Consider the following 15,231-nt stretch of genomic DNA (forward strand, 5'->3'; position numbering starts at 1 on the left):
CCTTTCAGCCCAACCCGACGCGCAGGCAATCGTGAATGTGCAAAATGCCTTCAGCCCGCCCGCCCGAGGCCGGATCGACCACAAACAAACAGGTAATCTTGGGCGTCTGCATCGTCATCAGAGCCACGGCGCTCTCGGCCAGTTCACCCGGTCCGATGGTACGCGGGTTCTCGGTCATCACCTGATCGACGGTCAGGTCAAGCAGACCCTGCATATGCCGCCGCAGGTCGCCATCGGTCACGATGCCCAGCAACCGCCCCTCGGCATCACTAACGCCGACAACGCCAAAACCCTTCTGGCTCATGACCAGCAACGCCTCGCTCATCGGCGTGCCCGAGGAAACGATCGGCGTGTCGGTATGCATCAGATCGCGAACCTTGCTGAGCTGCGCGCCGAGTTTGCCGCCGGGGTGGAAGTCACGGAAGTTTTCAGGCCGGAAATCGCGGTACTTCATCAAGGCAATCGCCAGCGCATCCCCCATTGCAAGCGTCAGCGTCGTCGAAATCGAAGGCACCATGCCAAAGCCGCAGGCCTCACCCATCGACGGGATCAGCAGATGCACGTCCGCCTGTTTCATCAACGTGCTTTCGGGCTTGCTGGACAGACCGATCAGAGGGATGCCGAACCGCCGGGTAAAGGCCAGAAGATTGGCCAGTTCCGGTGCCTCGCCCGAGTTCGAAATCGCCAGAACCACATCGCCCTTCGACACCATGCCCAGATCGCCGTGGCTTGCCTCGGCCGGGTGCACGAAATAGGCGGGTGTCCCGGTACTCGCCAGCGTCGCCGCGATCTTGTGGCCGATATGGCCCGATTTGCCGATCCCGCTGACAATGATCCGACCGGTTGCCTGCAGGATCATCTGCACGGCAGTGGCAAAATTCTCATCCAGGCCGTCCGCCAGAACGTCAAGCGCACGGGCTTCGTCAGTGATGACCTGCCGCGCGGTTTTCAGAAAGGATTCGTTGTCAGTCATGAGTGCGCAAAAATATCCGTTTCAGGCCAGCCGGCGAGGTCCAGCTTGGCACGCATCGGCAGGAAATCAAAACAGGCCTGCGCCATCTCGGTCCGGCCCTCGCGTGCCAGACGACCGTTCAGCGCATCGCGCAACTGATGCAGGTACAGAACGTCCGAGGCGGCATAGTCCAGCTGAGCCTCGGTCAGGTTTTCCGCACCCCAGTCGCTCATTTGCTGCTGTTTCGAGATGTCGACGCCGATCAGTTCCTGGCACAGGTTCTTCAGCCCGTGTCGGTCTGTATAGGTGCGTACCAGTCGGCTGGCGATCTTGGTGCAATAGACCGGCGCCGCCAGCGCACCGAATGTGTGGTACATGGCCGCGATGTCAAATCGCCCGAAATGAAACAGCTTCAGCACATCTGGATTTTCCAGCATGGCACACAGGTTCGGAGCTGATGTCTGCCCATTTTCGACTTGAACGATATGGCTGTGCCCATCGCCACCCGACATCTGGATAACGCACAACCTGTCCCGATGCGGATTCAAACCCATGGTTTCACAGTCGATCGCCACGACCGGGCCCAAATCCAGCCCATCCGGCAGGTCGTTTTTGTACAAGTGGTTCGCCACGGATTTTTCCTTTGTTCGGTCTCAAACCACGAGATAGGAGGTTTGGTCCGCAAACTCAACGCCATCCATCGAGCGTGATTGTGACCAGGCGCTGCCGGGACGGGATTTTGCCGCGACACAAATGAGGTCAGCAGGAACTTGAGCATCTGTATGCTAATGCTCTAAACCTTGGCCACCATGGACAAACTTGATCGAAATATCGTTGCCGCACTTCAGCAGAACGCGCGTGAATCAACAACCCGGATCGCAGCAAAGCTGGGCGTGGCGCGCACCACCGTTCACGAGCGTATCAGCCGCATGGAAGATCGCGGTGTAATTGCAGGGTACTCCGTGGTTTTGCACAGCCCGCAAGACACACCGCGTGTACAAGTCATCGTTCTGCTGGAAGTGCAGCAAAAAGAAACGGCCCGCATCATCAAACGTCTTGAAGCCTATCCCGAGGTCAAACTGTGCCTGTCCATCAACGGAGAATTCGACCTGCTGCTGAGTGCCGAAGCACCGCATATCGAAGATCTGGACATCCTCGTCGACGAACTCGCCAAGATCCCGGGCGTCATGCGAACCAACACAAGCGTTGTGTTTGGCCGCCGGATCGACCGGAACTGATGCTGCGATAACCCTATGTAAACCGATGCGCGGCTAGCCTGCCCCGGACTGATCAAGATCCCGGACAGGCAGAATGCCCCATCGAATATTCACCTTTCTTCTGATTCTGCTTCTTGCCGGGCGTTCGCTGCATGCACGACCTGACGCAAGAACCGCCGATCTGTGTGATCAGGCCATGAGGCAAGCCGCTTTGTCGGAAGGGGTTCCTCTGGATGTCCTGCGGGCCATCGCGCGCGTGGAATCCGGTCTTAATGTCGCTGGCACCCTGCGTCCATGGCCGTGGGCGATCAATGTCGAGGGGCAAGGTCTTTGGTTTGACACCGAGGTCGAGGCAAAATCCCATGTTTTCCAAATCTTCAAGGCGGGCGCACGCAGTTTCGACATCGGCTGCTTCCAGATCAACTATCGCTGGCACGGGCAGGCATTCCGGTCGATTGACGAAATGTTCGACCCGGATCAGAACGCCAGATATGCCGCCCGTTTTCTGAAAGATCTGTTTGCAGAGTTTGCATCGTGGCCCGCAGCGGCCGGTGCCTATCACTCTCGCACTCCCGCTTTGGCCCAGACCTATTCCGAGCGGTTTCAGACCGAGTTGGCGCGCCTCAACGAGGACGAGCCGACAAGCTATGCGGCAGTTGCCCGCGATCCTTTCACACATTCCTCTGCTCCATTGCTTCCGTCGCGATCTGAAGCGCCAAAACGGGTAATGCTGGGGTCGCTGGTTCCGGTAGCGGATAGTGCCCCCGCCTTTATCGTCTTCAACTAAGGGGGTGATCGTGTTCAGGTTCGATGCCCGCTCTGTGTTCTCGCCGACCGTCTTGCTGGCGCTGGCCCTGATGACGGTCATCGTGATGATGATCCTGCCAATGCCCGCCTGGGTTCTGGATGTGGGGCTGGCAGCGTCGTTTGCGCTGGCTATTCTGATCTTCACCTTGACCCTGTTTATCGAACGCCCGCTGGATTTCTCCTCTTTTCCAACGATCCTGCTGGCATCCCTGATGCTGCGATTGTCGCTGAATGTTTCATCCACCAAACTGATCATCGGTCAGGGTCATTCGGGCACCAACGCCGCAGGTGATGTGATCGAGGGGTTTGCCCAATTCGTCATGGGCGGAAGCATCTTTCTGGGTCTCGTCGTGTTTGGCGTTCTGCTGATCGTTAACTTCATGGTGATCACCAAGGGCGCCGCCCGCATGGCCGAGGTCGGAGCCAGGTTTGCGCTGGATGGGATGCCGGGCAAACAACTTGCAATTGACAGCGACATGTCCGCAGGGGCCATCGACCATCAGCAAGCCAAGGAACGGCGCGAAACAGAACAGCAGGAAACGACTTTCTTCGGCTCGCTGGACGGTGCGTCCAAATTCGTCAAGGGCGACGCCGTTGCCGGGTTGCTGATCACCTTGCTGAACCTTGTCATGGGTCTGGTCATGGGCGTGATCGTGCATGGTATGCCGGTTGCATCCGCCTTCGAAACCTATTCGATCCTGACGGTTGGTGATGGGCTGGTCTCACAAATCCCTGCGGTCATTATCTCAATCGCGTCCGCGCTGCTGCTGGCGCGGGGCGGCACGCAGGGGGCAACCGACAGCGCCATCTTCTCGCAGTTGGGGCGGCACCCGGCTGCATTGGGCACAGTCTCGCTGCTGATGGCCCTGTTTGCGTTGGTGCCAGGCCTGCCGTTTCTGCCCTTCATTCTAGGCGCAGGTGTTTTGGGATACTCAGCCTACAGCGTTTACAGCAAACAAAAATCCGAGCTGACAAAAGCGCACTCACCGGCACCCGAAACCGATGCCCCGACCCCGCAGGCCATCGGAGACATCCTGGACCTGGACGACGTTCATCTGGAATTCGCGCCGGATCTGGTCAGCATGGTTCTAAACCCAGGCACCGGTCTGGACGCGCGGATCGCCAATATGCGGACATATGTCGCCTCTGGCTTTGGTCTGATCCTGCCCGAAATTCGGTTGACCGATCGCGCCGATCTTCCAACCGGCACTTACGTTATCAAAGTTCAGGGCGTCGAACAGGCGCGCGGTGTTCTGAACCCCGACCTTGTATTGGCGCTGGTTCAGGAAGGGCCGGACATTCTGCCGGACGGAAATGATGTGACCGAACCTGTCTACGGCGCACCTGCCCGTTGGATACTGCCCAAAGATCGGGAGGCTGCGGCCCTGAGCGGCGCAACGATCGTCTCGCCCCCCGAAATCCTGGCGACCCATCTGCTTGAAATCATCAAGCAGAACTTCTCCCGACTGCTGACACTCAAGTCGCTGCGGCGTCTTTTGTCCGAAATGACTCGGCTGAGCGATCCGGGCCGGGCCGAGGCCAACCGCAAGTTGCTGGACGAACTGATCCCGGACAAGGTCCCGATCGATACATTACATTCCGTTCTGCGGCTGCTGCTGGACGAACGGGTGTCCATCCGAAACACGGCCCTGATCCTGGAAACCGTGGCCGAGGCCCGGCTGACCACAACTCTGCCCGAAGGGATTTGCGAACTGGTGCGCCAACGTCTCGGGTTCCAGCTGGTCGCCGACATGAAGCGCGAAGATGGGTCGATCCCACTGATCCAACTGGCACCGGAGTGGGAGGACACGTTCGCCACTTACCAAATCGACGCACAAAGCGCAGGTCTCGACGTCGCGCTTCCGCCCAACCTGTTCAACAAGCTTGCAGACGGTGTCGTGCAAAGCGTTGCGCAAACCGCGGATCGGGGCGTGTTTGCGGCCGTTGTGACTTCGACCCGTCGACGCAGGTTGCTGCGCACGATCCTGCACGCACGCGGCATCTCGAACCCGGTTCTGTCATTTGAAGAAATCGGCTTGGAAGCCAGGCCGGCACCTGTCGGTACGGTGCCCGCGTGATCGGCCTGCCCCCCGACTTGCTGCCGTTTATCAGTAGCGAGCTTGAGCACTTGTTCGCCGTTTTCCTGCGGGTTTCCGCTTTGGTTTCCCTTCTGCCTGCCTTCGGAGAGCGCAGCATTCCGGCCCGCGTAAAACTGGCGATAGCAGTGGCATTTACGCTCGTGGTTTCTTCCGCAATTGACCCGTCCGGGGCGATGTCTGGACTGTTCCCCGTAGTGCGGCTGATCGGCACCGAAATCCTGACGGGTCTGGCACTTGGCTTAAGCTTGAGGCTTTTCGTGCTTGCCCTTCAGACAGCAGGATCAATTGCCGCTCAGGCGACATCGCTATCCCAGCTTCTGGGCGGGGCGGCAGAGGGCGAGGCCGCATCCGTTGTGCGCGGAGTTCCGACTTCTGGCGTCATTCCGTCCGGCGCCAAGGTTGAGCGTGAAATCGAATTTGAACTGTCGTCGCTCAGTCAAATCCGCCTGGCCCTACGAGAACCGGATTTCACAACGGGTGAACGAATCGAAACTGCAGTCAATTCAGAATTCCGAAAGGCAGTGGCCATCATGAGAGATTCCGGCACGGTGGAGTTAAGCATTCCCGCCACCGGCGCACGATCAGCTGCACATGCACTTCGACGCATCGAAAACATCCTGGTAGAGCCGGAAACCAAGGCTCGTGTCGTGGTTGATCAACGCTCGGGCACCATCGTGATGGGTCAAGAGGTGCGTATCTCGAGGGTGGCGGTATCCCAAGGCAATCTGACCCTCACCGTCGAAGAGGCTCCGATCGCAATCCAGCCCAACCCGTTCGCGCGTGGCGAAACGGTGGTCGTTCCCAGAACCGTCGCAGGTATTGACGAAGAAGAAGGCACCGGGCTGGCAGAAATACCCGAAGCGACAACCTTGTCAGAAGTGGTGGCCGGTTTGAACGCTTTGGGCGTTTCTCCAAGGGACATGATTGACATATTGAAGACGATCAAAGCCGCCGGTGCGCTGCATGCTGAATTCATTGTTCGGTGACACCAAGGCCGGCCCAGTCATATTCGGCCCTACTTTGACTTCCAACTGTTCAGCCACCTGCGAAACCTGCTGCTGCGTTCCTCGATCGCGTCGCCTGCGGCATACAGGCCGTCTTCCACATTCTCCATCATTGGGTCGATGCGGGCTTCTCGGAACCTGCGCCAGCGCACCCAGATGGCCCAAACAAGGGCGAAGAAAACAGTCAGGAAGATGATGTTGAACCATGGAATGATCCGCACATCCGGGCTGTCGACCTGCCATATCTTAACGGCGTTCGGAAAGATCGAAAGGAATTCACTGCGCCAGCCGTAGTGACGTACCACCACCCAACGCGGCGCCTCGGTTGTTGATTTCAGGTCTGCCGCTTCTGCCTGCAGGTTCGAGGAGTTCAGCTTGAAATAGGGCGGCCAGCCCCAGCCTGTATCCTCGTTCCGATAGACCATGACCTTGCCGTTGGTCTTGCGGGTCTGGATGAAGAACACATCACGGTTCGGTGTGGTCGGGTCGCTGCCGACATCATGAACCGACCAGAAGATGCTGTTCTCACCGGGGTCGATCCGTTTTTCATAGGTGTCCGAGATTCGAACCACGTCATGCTGCGGCAGGGTGTAGTTCGACACCGCCGCGATCGTGCCCCAGAACAGGATGATGATGGCCCATTTGACATAACGCATTGGTCAAACCCTCACATGAAATTCGAAACATAAATCAGGATCGCGATCAGGCCCAGCGGCACGACATAGATCCCAAGGATAAGTTTGCGGCGAAACGATCCGTCGTACTTTTTCAGCCCGCGCTGGACAAAGGCGTCCCTGTCGCCTGTCATGCCCTTTTTCTCCCAACGCGCGATCAGTTTACCGCGTCGCACCCGGCGGGAATAGATTGATACGCCCACATACAAGACGGTCAGAACGATCAGCAACGGGATCAGAAAGCGGAGTGCGACCAACATTTAACTTCTCCCTACTGCGCCCCAGGGACCAACGCGCGCGATGATATCATCGCTGACCCGATCACTGCCACTCATGTCCGGCTCATGCCCGAACAGCGCGGCCCGGGCGCCTGCCTTGTCCACCTGATACTCTCGCGCAAGGAACTCGGCAACATAGGCTTTTTTTGTTTCCGGCCATGTCGCATAAGTGCGGTAGAACAGCTCTTTGTGGCAAATGAACATCTGGCGCGGATCCAGCGGGGCCAGTTCGGCCAGCAGCATATTCACCAGATCGCGGTGCGGCGTATCGGCGGCGCGCAAAGTATAGAAATAGGCCGGATGATCCGAAGTTACACGCGGCCAGGGCCCCCCGTCCGTCGCCCAGCGCAGCAACTGCGCCAGACCGTGATAAGCCTCGGGCAGACGGTCCGAATGGTTGCGCGCCAGACGGCGCATGTCCCTGCGGTCCAGCCCGGTCAGATCGACATCGGCATCCGCAGCAGCATCGATGGTCAGGAAATCCATCTTCTGCTGCAAGATCGCGGCGGCATCCACGCCGCGCGCCTTGACGATGGGTTCGACCAGATCGTTGTAGTCGAGAAATTTTGCAATTTGGTTCCGCTGCGACGGACCAAAGATGTACTTGATCGGCAGGCCATCCGGCCTGTCCCCCATACAAATCGCCGCCGGGTGATCCAGATCCGGGAACAGATACAGCCCGCCGAAATGCGCCGTCCAGAAGTTGCGCTGCTCGAATGCGGTGTGGCGCAGGCGGACAGGATTGCGCGTGACGTCCCCCGTCTCCTTGGCAGTCTCGATCATCTTCGCGATCAGAACATCATCGAACCAGGCATCCTCTTCGGTTTTGAACCGTTCGACCATCCCCGCCAGTTGCTGTGCCTTGCGCAGAGTGCCGCCCGCGGTGTCGGCCTCAATCTCGATCTTGCGCAGGTTCAGCAGATCGCGCGGCGTTGTGAGTTTGATGACCGAGTTCACCAGCTCTCCGGCCACCGCATCGGTGGCAGTCAGGGCGAAAAGCTGCGCCTCGTTCATCTCGATGAATTCGCGCAGGATATCGCGCGAGGTCGAGAATTTGACGTTCAGCAACGGCGCGCGTTTCTGCTCGGTCGTCAACAGAATGAACTGCCGGTTGACCCCGTTGGGGTTGAGGTAGAGCTCATCCTCCAGCTCAATCCCCACCTCCGGCGAATAGCCCGAGATATCGACATGAAAATCCGTCAGCTCTGTGGTTTTGCCCGCCAGATGCTGCAATGCGCGGTTATACCGCTCGACTAAGGCCGGGCTGGAGATGTGGACGAGGTTGCCGAACATCAGGCCTTGTTCGATGAGGCGGATCATTGTTTAGTGCCCTCCTCTATCCTACCTGAACAATCTTTGGCTTCAGAACCGCCTCTAGCTGCCTGAAACAACTGTTGTAGCGCTCTTTTCGATTCTCTGAATCTCTCCGACTTTTCAATACTTTATCGAGTTCTTTTTTTACTTCTTCTGTTGGGCGGAAACTACCGATTTCTACCTCGCGAAGATCATCTAGAGAGCAAATCAGCTCGTGTTCCAATTCAATAATTGGTTCACTTAACTGTCTTAGGTCCACGCCCCAACGCAACTCGGCCTCATCGAACAGTCGAGCTTGTTTGTTTTCTGTTTCTTTCAACACCTGCCAATACAGAATGAGAGCTTCTGTTCGTTTTCCGTTCGCGCGTACGTTGTCGATCTGTTTTTTGCGTTCCGCGTTCTGGATCTCGGGCAAAACTGAATGAGGTGATCTAAAATAATTGTAGATTTCACGTCTTTCGCGAAATCGACCATACAATTCGATAGCGAGTTCGTAGTCATGCTGCCACTTAGTTTGTTTTTTCCAAGTATTCAGCCCAATCCAAGCGGCTATCGCTGCAGAAATCGCCGCCAAAGCTGTGACGGTATTGGCAATCGCTGAAACTATCTCGGCAAGACCTGGCGTCACCCCTTCCCCTCCAGATACCGCCGCTTGGCCTCTTCCATCCGGCCCATCTCGCGGACGGTGTTCTCGATGGCGACCTCGTCGCTCTTGTCGGCATAGCGGAACTCGCTGTCGGCGTAGCGGTTGATCTCTTGCATCACCATTTCCACCGTGATCGGTTGGCGCAGGTCCTCGATCATGGCCTTCTTGGTGTCGTAGTCGCGGAACAGGAACAGGTCGGGGTTCTCCATCCATTCATCGGGCAGTTCGAAATCCATCGCGCGGACCTTGACCGCGTCGGTGATATTCTTGATCGCACGGCCGGTGAAACGCTCATCCGCCTGTTGGATCGCCTTGAGGTAGGTGCCCAGCTTGGCGATGGTATCCATCTGACCGATCTCACCAGACACCCGGTCATAGACCTGCAGCAAAGCGTCCTCATGCGGGCGGGAGTGGCTTTCGAAACTGGCGGCGACGGCCTTCTTAATTTCCTGCGCGGCATAAGCTTCGTGTTCGCCCAGCGGGATGTCGTGGTTGCGGCCCATCAGCAGATGCAGGATGTCGATGTAATCCTCGCGCGTCTGCGGCCCGTCCACCAGGAACCGCGCGCCTGCTCGCTGGCGCAAGGCGTCGTCCACATTCTCGGGGTAGTTCGAGAACATGCCGAAGGTGCAATTGCCGCGCACGACGGTGTTGGCACCGGCAAAACTCTCCATCAGCACGGCAGTGATTTCCAACTGGCCGGCACTGGATTGCCGGTCACCGCGTTTTCCCGCCAGTTGGTCGATGTCGTCGATGGTGCCAAAACCGATAACCGAGGGGTCGATGATCGTGTTGATAAACGCCTTGGCGTTCTGACCGGATTTGCCCTGATAGCTGTCGATATTGTCGGTGCTCAGGTTCTGATAGCGGAACGGATAGCCCGCGTTCTGGCAATAATCGTTGATCAGCCCGGCGATCATCTGGATCAGGGTTGTCTTGCCGGTGCCTGGTTTGCCATCACCCATGAAGGTGAAGATGAACCCGCCGAGTTCCGCGAACGGGTTCAGGCGGCGGTCGAAGTCATAGGCCATCAGCATCTTGGCCAGCTTCATCGCCTGATACTTGGCGATATGGTTGCCCACCACTTCGTTCGGTTTCTTGAACGTCATGGTCAGGGTGGTGGATTTGGCTTTGGAGGCTGGCTCAAACCCCCGGATCGTCAGGTCGTCAGACTCGATATGCCAGGCAGCGTTCTGGAACGGGGCCAGATGGCCAGCCGATTGCGCGCGCAGGGCGGCCTTCTCCATCAGTTGCTCGGCATAGGCGCTGGTTGCGGCGATCAAATACGCATCATCGGGAGCGTGTTTGGCAAAGGTCTGGTCCAGTTCCCACAACGCGCCATGCAGAGCGAGTTGGCCGTTGTCAGTCAGAACTTCCTCAATCTCGCCGATATCAACCGTGGTCTCACCCAGATGTGAGGACATCAGGTAAGCCAGCGCATTGCCAAACACGTGCGACGTGATCAGAGCCTCCGCCGTCAGCAGTTCCGAGAACTCGGTCTTGCGTGCAGCGGGCAAATCCCCGGCCAAATTCGCACGCTTTAGATCGGCCAGCGGCGTCTGTTCCGCGTAAGCCTCAGCGACGGCCAGAGCGATTGCGATGGCGCGCCGGATGGCCTGCTGCGTGGTGGCCTGCTGCAGCGAAACCAGCGTGTCACCATCGTCCGACGCCTCGATCCGTTCCACCAGATGCACCCCATCGGCGCGCACCGTGCGCCGCGTCACCAAACCCGGTGTCGTCGACCGAAATCGTCGCCCAGTCGTAACGCCCGGAGACCGTTCAAGCGCCACCTCCACCGCCTTTGCAATCCGAGGCGCGTGTTCGAAACCGTTCAGCAAAGCGGTTGCCGCCGGATAATGCTTGCGAATATCCGCCTCACGCAATTCCATCTGATCCGACGTCAAACTCATCTCAAAAGCCGCCCTTACTTCATCTTTTCAAAAATACTCTCGCCGAAGGCGAAAATCTCAATACCTCAACACCTGCCCCGCCTTGCTGACCACGAACTTGCGCACATCTGCAAACCCCGGCGGGTTGCGCTCGGCCAGCACCTGAAACGGGCGCTGCGGCAGGATGATGGAACGTTGGGTACGCGTGGCCCCGGTCTCGGCCCCCTGCCCGCCGAACGGGTCCAGCGCAAAGACCTCGCGCTCAACGGTTGAGAACCAACCGGCGCGCTCCTCGATAACCTCTTCGCTTTGCAGTTCTTCGGTGGTCCAGGCCAGTGCCCAGTCCTGACCTTCGGGCGCCTGCGCATCCTCCAGCACCTGCCGCAGGGGGCCGGATTGCTCGGTATAGGCCGAGGAATACATCGGCCCCACATGGACGCGGCGCAGGTGCTTGGGGTGCAGGTCGTCGAAATCCTGGTCGAAGCCTTTGGCGATGGTCACCAGTTTCAACCCGCACAAGGACTGCGCCATCAGATGAGCCTGCACTTCGGGCCAGCGGCGTTGGTCCTTGGGCAAGGCGGTTTTGCCACTGTCCTCCAACTGCATCAGGTAGATGACCGGCAGGTTGATCTGGCTGTCATAGACCGCCCAGTGGATCAGAAATTTGCGCCGCTCGCCTTCATTCCCGATCCAGTGGCATTCGGGATCGTTGCGAGCCCAGAAAAGCTGTCCCTTCAGCAATTCCTCGTAGTAGAGCCTTTGCGACAGCGCAAATTGTAGCTTCGTGGGGATTGCCTGATCGCCGATGATCGTTCGCACCATGTCGGTTTTCAGATCATCTTCCGAGGGCATATTCGCCAGATGCACCTGCGCCTGCTGCGCGTCGTTGGCCATGGTCAGCAATTCGGCCGCCACCGGAAACCCGCTGTCGCGCTTGTCCATGGCGAGGCTGCCAAAGAACCGCCCCGTATCGCGCCCAACCAGCAGGTACTTCATGGATAGCGCGCGGAAGGTGTAGAGCAACCCCGAGAGGTAACGCGACACGATCCGCACCTCTTGCTTGCTGATCGCGCCCTCCGCCTCCATCGTTGCGGCCACGCGCAGAAGGTGGACGGTGATCACCTCGAATTTGCGGAAATAGCGGCGCGAGGCGAAAGTGTCGGTTAGGCCGACATGGTCTTGGGTGGGGTTAGTATTCATTAGTCTCCACCATCTCCATCACCATCGCCGTCACCCGAATGGTAGCCATCGTTCTCGTTGTAGAACGCAATTTCAGCGGAAACAGGATCTTCTTTCCGGTAAAGGCGATAGACGATGTGACCGACCGCGAAGAATACCAGCATACTCAACGCAATAGCCCAATAGGACTCTGTGATCCAATATAGAACGACGCCAATCCCAATGGCGAACCACCGCACGATCATCGCCGTCTCAACCCAATCCGGTAGGTCAATGTCCTTGCGAGACAACGCCGGAGGAGGACGTCTTTCGCCGTCACTCATAGCGGAGCCTTTCCTTAAGAGCCCCCATACAAATTCTTATCATGCTTCTCGACAATCGAGGCAAACCGGCGGGCAAAGCGTTCATCCGCCTTGGCCTTTTTCTCCAGCACGTCGCGGGCAAAGACCATGTGGTCCTCATGCGCCTCGAGCATGTCGGCCATTTTCTGGTTGGTCGCCGTGCCGATGGCGGCCATGGCAGTTTGCGCTTCTTGGTCGGTCTGCACGCCGATCTCGTTGATGCGGTGGGCTACGTCCTGCTGCTGCGCGGTTTTCAGAGATTTGGTCAGCGCGTCATACAGAACCACACGCTGTTGCGTGTCTGTCTGCAGCTTGTTGATCAGCACCATCTGCGTCGCTGCCTGGTTTTGTAGTGAATCGACCCAGGTTTTGCCCTTTTCAATATAGCGCTCCAGCGTCTGGCTTTTGGCCAGCTTAACTTGCTCTTCCTGAACCTTGGCGTTGTATTGCTTGTTCAGCTCGGCCAGCTCGGTCTCCAGCTGAGTGCGTGCGGCGGCGTCCTGTTCAACGCTGATCTTGTTTTCCAAAGTGATGATGGTCGGGTCCATGCCCTGAATCTCGGCGCGCAGAGCCTCCAGCTCGGCCACGGTGGCCTCACGATCGTCCAGCGTGCCGGTCAGATTGTCCTCGACCTTCACCCGCTGCTCTTCCAGCACGGACAGCTGACCTTCCAGCAGTTTCACGATCACATCCGACTTGGCGATCAGGTCCTGCAGCTTGTCGTCGATATTGGCCGTGCGCATCCTCTCTTGCCGCATCGACTCGGACTTGGCCTTGGCAAAGATGCCGACAAAGCTCTCCCACCCGGTTTTCGAGCGCATCTCGTCGAAATCCTTGGAAAAGGCGTTGGTCACGTCGTCCAGCCCCATGATCAGCTCGGCGATATTCGCATTCATCACCTCAGTATGGGCATGCACGTCCTCAAGCGTCGCGTTCTCGATGTCGATATCCGCCTCGGCAGTGCCGATCTTGGCGCGCGCGGCCTCAATCCGCGAGGTCAGCCCTTCGATCTGTGACTGACTTTCACGCACTTTGGTCTGAGTTTCCTGAATCAATGCCTCGAACTGTTGGTTCGACATCTGTCCTGTCCTTGTTTTTTCTTATCTACCCAATGAGATAGTGAATGTTATGACGATTTACATCCCCATGGGTCTCGAAATCACCAGAACTTTGGCAAAATCAATCAGAAAAAGATAGGCGCGACGATACAATCCAAAGCTGTATTATCAGCCGACGCTGACGTTCTGTTGTCCATATTCTGGATTGATCCGTCCTCCGGAGTGGCCATGGACAAAACCCGCGGCACATGGTTGGGTGCGCGCAAATCTTTTCCTGCCGGAGACTGACTCATGCTGGACGCAACAACCGACCTTAAATCAATCCTGAAAAACCCCGATCTGCTGGTGACCAAAGCTTATATTGGCGGCCAGTGGGTGGACGGTGACAATGGCACCTTTGCAGTGACCAACCCCGCGCGCGGCGATGTGGTTGCCGAGGTTGCGGATCTCAGCCGCGCTCAGGTCGCTGGTGCGATTGCACAGGCGGAGGCCGCGCAGAAGGAGTGGGCCAAGCTGACCGGCAAGGAGCGCGCCGTGATCCTGCGCCGCTGGTACGACCTGATGATGGAAAACGCCGAGGATCTGGGCAAAATCCTGACCGCCGAGCAAGGCAAGCCACTGGCCGAGGCCGTTGGCGAGATCGGCTATGGTGCATCCTTCATCGAGTTCTTCGGCGAAGAGGCCAAGCGCGTTTACGGCGAGACGATCCCCGGCCATCAGCGCGACAAGCGGATCATGGTTCTGAAACAGCCGATCGGCGTTGCAGCCTCGATCACGCCTTGGAACTTCCCCAACGCGATGATTACCCGCAAGGCAGGACCCGCGCTGGCCGCTGGCTGCGCGTTTGTCGCCCGCCCTGCAGCCGAAACACCGCTATCCGCGCTGGTTCTTGGCCTTCTGGCCGAAAAGGCCGGCATCCCGGCGGGTGTGTTCAACGTCGTGCCGTCCTCGCGTGCCAGCGAGATCGGCAAGGAGTTCTGCGAAAACCCGGGTGTGCGCAAGCTGACCTTTACCGGCTCGACCGAGGTGGGACGCATCCTGCTGCGCCAAGCCGCCGATCAGGTCATGAAGTGCTCGATGGAGCTGGGCGGCAACGCGCCTTTCATCGTGTTCGACGACGCCGATCTGGATGCAGCCGTCGAAGGTGCCATGCTGTGCAAGTTCCGCAATAACGGCCAGACCTGTGTCTGCGCCAACCGGATTTACGTACAGGCCGGTGTCTACGATGAGTTTGCAGCCAAGCTGAAAGCTGCGGTCGAAGCGTTGAAAGTCGGCGACGGTTTGACCTCCGGCACCACCACCGGTCCGCTGATCAACGCCGAAGCTGTCGCCAAGGTTGAGGAACACATCAAGGATGTCACCGACAAGGGCGGTGCAGTTCTGACCGGCGGTCTGCCGCATGACCTGGGTGGCACCTTCTTCCAGCCGACAATCGTGACCGGTGTGACGCAGGACATGATGGTCGCGCAGGACGAGACATTCGGGCCGCTCGCGCCGCTGTTCAAGTTCGAGGACGAGGACGATGTGATCGCCATGGCCAACGACACGATCTTTGGTCTGGCCTCCTACTTCTACGCCAATGACCTGAGCCGCGTCTACAAAGTGGTCGAGGCACTGGAGTATGGCATCGTCGGCGTGAACACCGGCATCATCTCGACCGAGCTTGGCCCGTTCGGCGGAGTCAAACAGTCAGGCCTAGGCCGCGAAGGCAGCCACCACGGTATGGAAGACTATCTGGAGATGAAATACGTCTGCCTGTCGGTTTGATAAGGC

At 58.2% G+C, this 15,231-nt stretch carries 15 protein-coding genes; 5 read left to right on the forward strand and 10 right to left on the reverse strand.

Annotated elements, in window-relative coordinates:
- Nucleotides 1–4: 4 nt before the first annotated feature.
- Together ACR0MI_RS11930 and ACR0MI_RS11935 are read right to left on the reverse strand one after the other, a co-directional pair.
- A complete protein-coding gene (locus tag ACR0MI_RS11930; protein ID WP_170615529.1) occupies nt 5–973 on the reverse strand; it encodes a KpsF/GutQ family sugar-phosphate isomerase in 969 nt (322 codons plus the stop codon).
- Entirely contained in the window at nt 970–1,584 is a 615-nt protein-coding gene (locus ACR0MI_RS11935; protein ID WP_170615531.1) for a ribonuclease D, read from the reverse strand. Before ACR0MI_RS11935 ends, ACR0MI_RS11930 begins: the two co-directional genes overlap by 4 nt.
- A gap of 177 nt (nt 1,585–1,761) precedes the next feature.
- Between ACR0MI_RS11935 and ACR0MI_RS11940 the strand changes: the two genes are divergently transcribed.
- The 4 genes from ACR0MI_RS11940 to ACR0MI_RS11955 all read left to right on the forward strand — a co-directional run bounded on the left by ACR0MI_RS11940 (nt 1,762) and on the right by ACR0MI_RS11955 (nt 6,061).
- The gene (locus tag ACR0MI_RS11940) at nt 1,762–2,190 is read left to right on the forward strand and encodes an Lrp/AsnC family transcriptional regulator (RefSeq protein ID WP_170615533.1); all 429 of its coding nucleotides are present in this window, start codon (nt 1,762–1,764) and stop codon (nt 2,188–2,190) included.
- A gap of 73 nt (nt 2,191–2,263) precedes the next feature.
- Nucleotides 2,264–2,956 (forward strand): lytic transglycosylase domain-containing protein, encoded by a 693-nt coding sequence (locus ACR0MI_RS11945; RefSeq protein WP_170615535.1) that lies wholly within the window; start codon nt 2,264–2,266, stop codon nt 2,954–2,956.
- 70 nt (nt 2,957–3,026) lie between these two features.
- On the forward strand, nt 3,027–5,054 hold the full coding sequence (flhA, locus tag ACR0MI_RS11950; RefSeq protein WP_480441722.1) for a flagellar biosynthesis protein FlhA: 2,028 nt from the start codon (nt 3,027–3,029) through the stop codon (nt 5,052–5,054).
- A complete protein-coding gene (locus ACR0MI_RS11955; protein ID WP_480441697.1) occupies nt 5,051–6,061 on the forward strand; it encodes a flagellar basal body P-ring protein FlgI in 1,011 nt (336 codons plus the stop codon). Before flhA ends, ACR0MI_RS11955 begins: the two co-directional genes overlap by 4 nt.
- Nucleotides 6,062–6,090: 29 nt before the next feature.
- Here the strand turns inward: ACR0MI_RS11955 and ACR0MI_RS11960 are convergent, their stop codons facing one another.
- The 8 genes from ACR0MI_RS11960 to ACR0MI_RS11995 are packed head-to-tail and all read right to left on the reverse strand — an operon-like array spanning nt 6,091 to nt 13,479.
- Nucleotides 6,091–6,735, reverse strand: coding sequence for a DUF1523 family protein (locus ACR0MI_RS11960; RefSeq protein ID WP_170615539.1), 645 nt, complete (start codon nt 6,733–6,735; stop codon nt 6,091–6,093).
- Nucleotides 6,736–6,746: 11 nt separating this feature from the next.
- Nucleotides 6,747–7,013 (reverse strand): hypothetical protein, encoded by a 267-nt coding sequence (locus ACR0MI_RS11965; RefSeq protein ID WP_170615541.1) that lies wholly within the window; start codon nt 7,011–7,013, stop codon nt 6,747–6,749.
- Nucleotides 7,014–8,351, reverse strand: a complete 1,338-nt coding sequence (locus ACR0MI_RS11970; RefSeq protein ID WP_170615543.1) for a DUF6638 family protein — start codon at nt 8,349–8,351, stop codon at nt 7,014–7,016. It abuts the gene before it with no gap.
- Between the two features lie 16 nt (nt 8,352–8,367).
- Entirely contained in the window at nt 8,368–8,973 is a 606-nt protein-coding gene (locus tag ACR0MI_RS11975) for a hypothetical protein (protein WP_170615545.1), read from the reverse strand.
- On the reverse strand, nt 8,970–10,901 hold the full coding sequence (locus ACR0MI_RS11980; RefSeq protein ID WP_170817147.1) for an ATP-binding protein: 1,932 nt from the start codon (nt 10,899–10,901) through the stop codon (nt 8,970–8,972). The genes ACR0MI_RS11975 and ACR0MI_RS11980 overlap by 4 nt, the downstream gene beginning before the upstream one ends.
- Nucleotides 10,902–10,958: 57 nt before the next feature.
- Nucleotides 10,959–12,080, reverse strand: a complete 1,122-nt coding sequence (locus tag ACR0MI_RS11985; protein ID WP_170615549.1) for a hypothetical protein — start codon at nt 12,078–12,080, stop codon at nt 10,959–10,961.
- A complete protein-coding gene (locus tag ACR0MI_RS11990; protein WP_170615551.1) occupies nt 12,080–12,382 on the reverse strand; it encodes an OPT family oligopeptide transporter in 303 nt (100 codons plus the stop codon). Before ACR0MI_RS11990 ends, ACR0MI_RS11985 begins: the two co-directional genes overlap by 1 nt.
- A 14-nt stretch (nt 12,383–12,396) precedes the next feature.
- A complete protein-coding gene (locus tag ACR0MI_RS11995) occupies nt 12,397–13,479 on the reverse strand; it encodes a coiled-coil domain-containing protein (protein ID WP_170615553.1) in 1,083 nt (360 codons plus the stop codon).
- 270 nt (nt 13,480–13,749) lie between these two features.
- Between ACR0MI_RS11995 and ACR0MI_RS12000 the strand changes: the two genes are divergently transcribed.
- Nucleotides 13,750–15,225 carry an NAD-dependent succinate-semialdehyde dehydrogenase gene (locus ACR0MI_RS12000; RefSeq protein WP_170817148.1) on the forward strand — a complete coding sequence of 492 codons (1,476 nt, stop codon included), beginning with the start codon at nt 13,750–13,752 and terminating at the stop codon, nt 15,223–15,225.
- The last annotated feature ends 6 nt before the right edge of the window (nt 15,226–15,231 follow it).

The sequence above is a fragment of the Ruegeria sp. D4 genome (assembly GCF_056534475.1).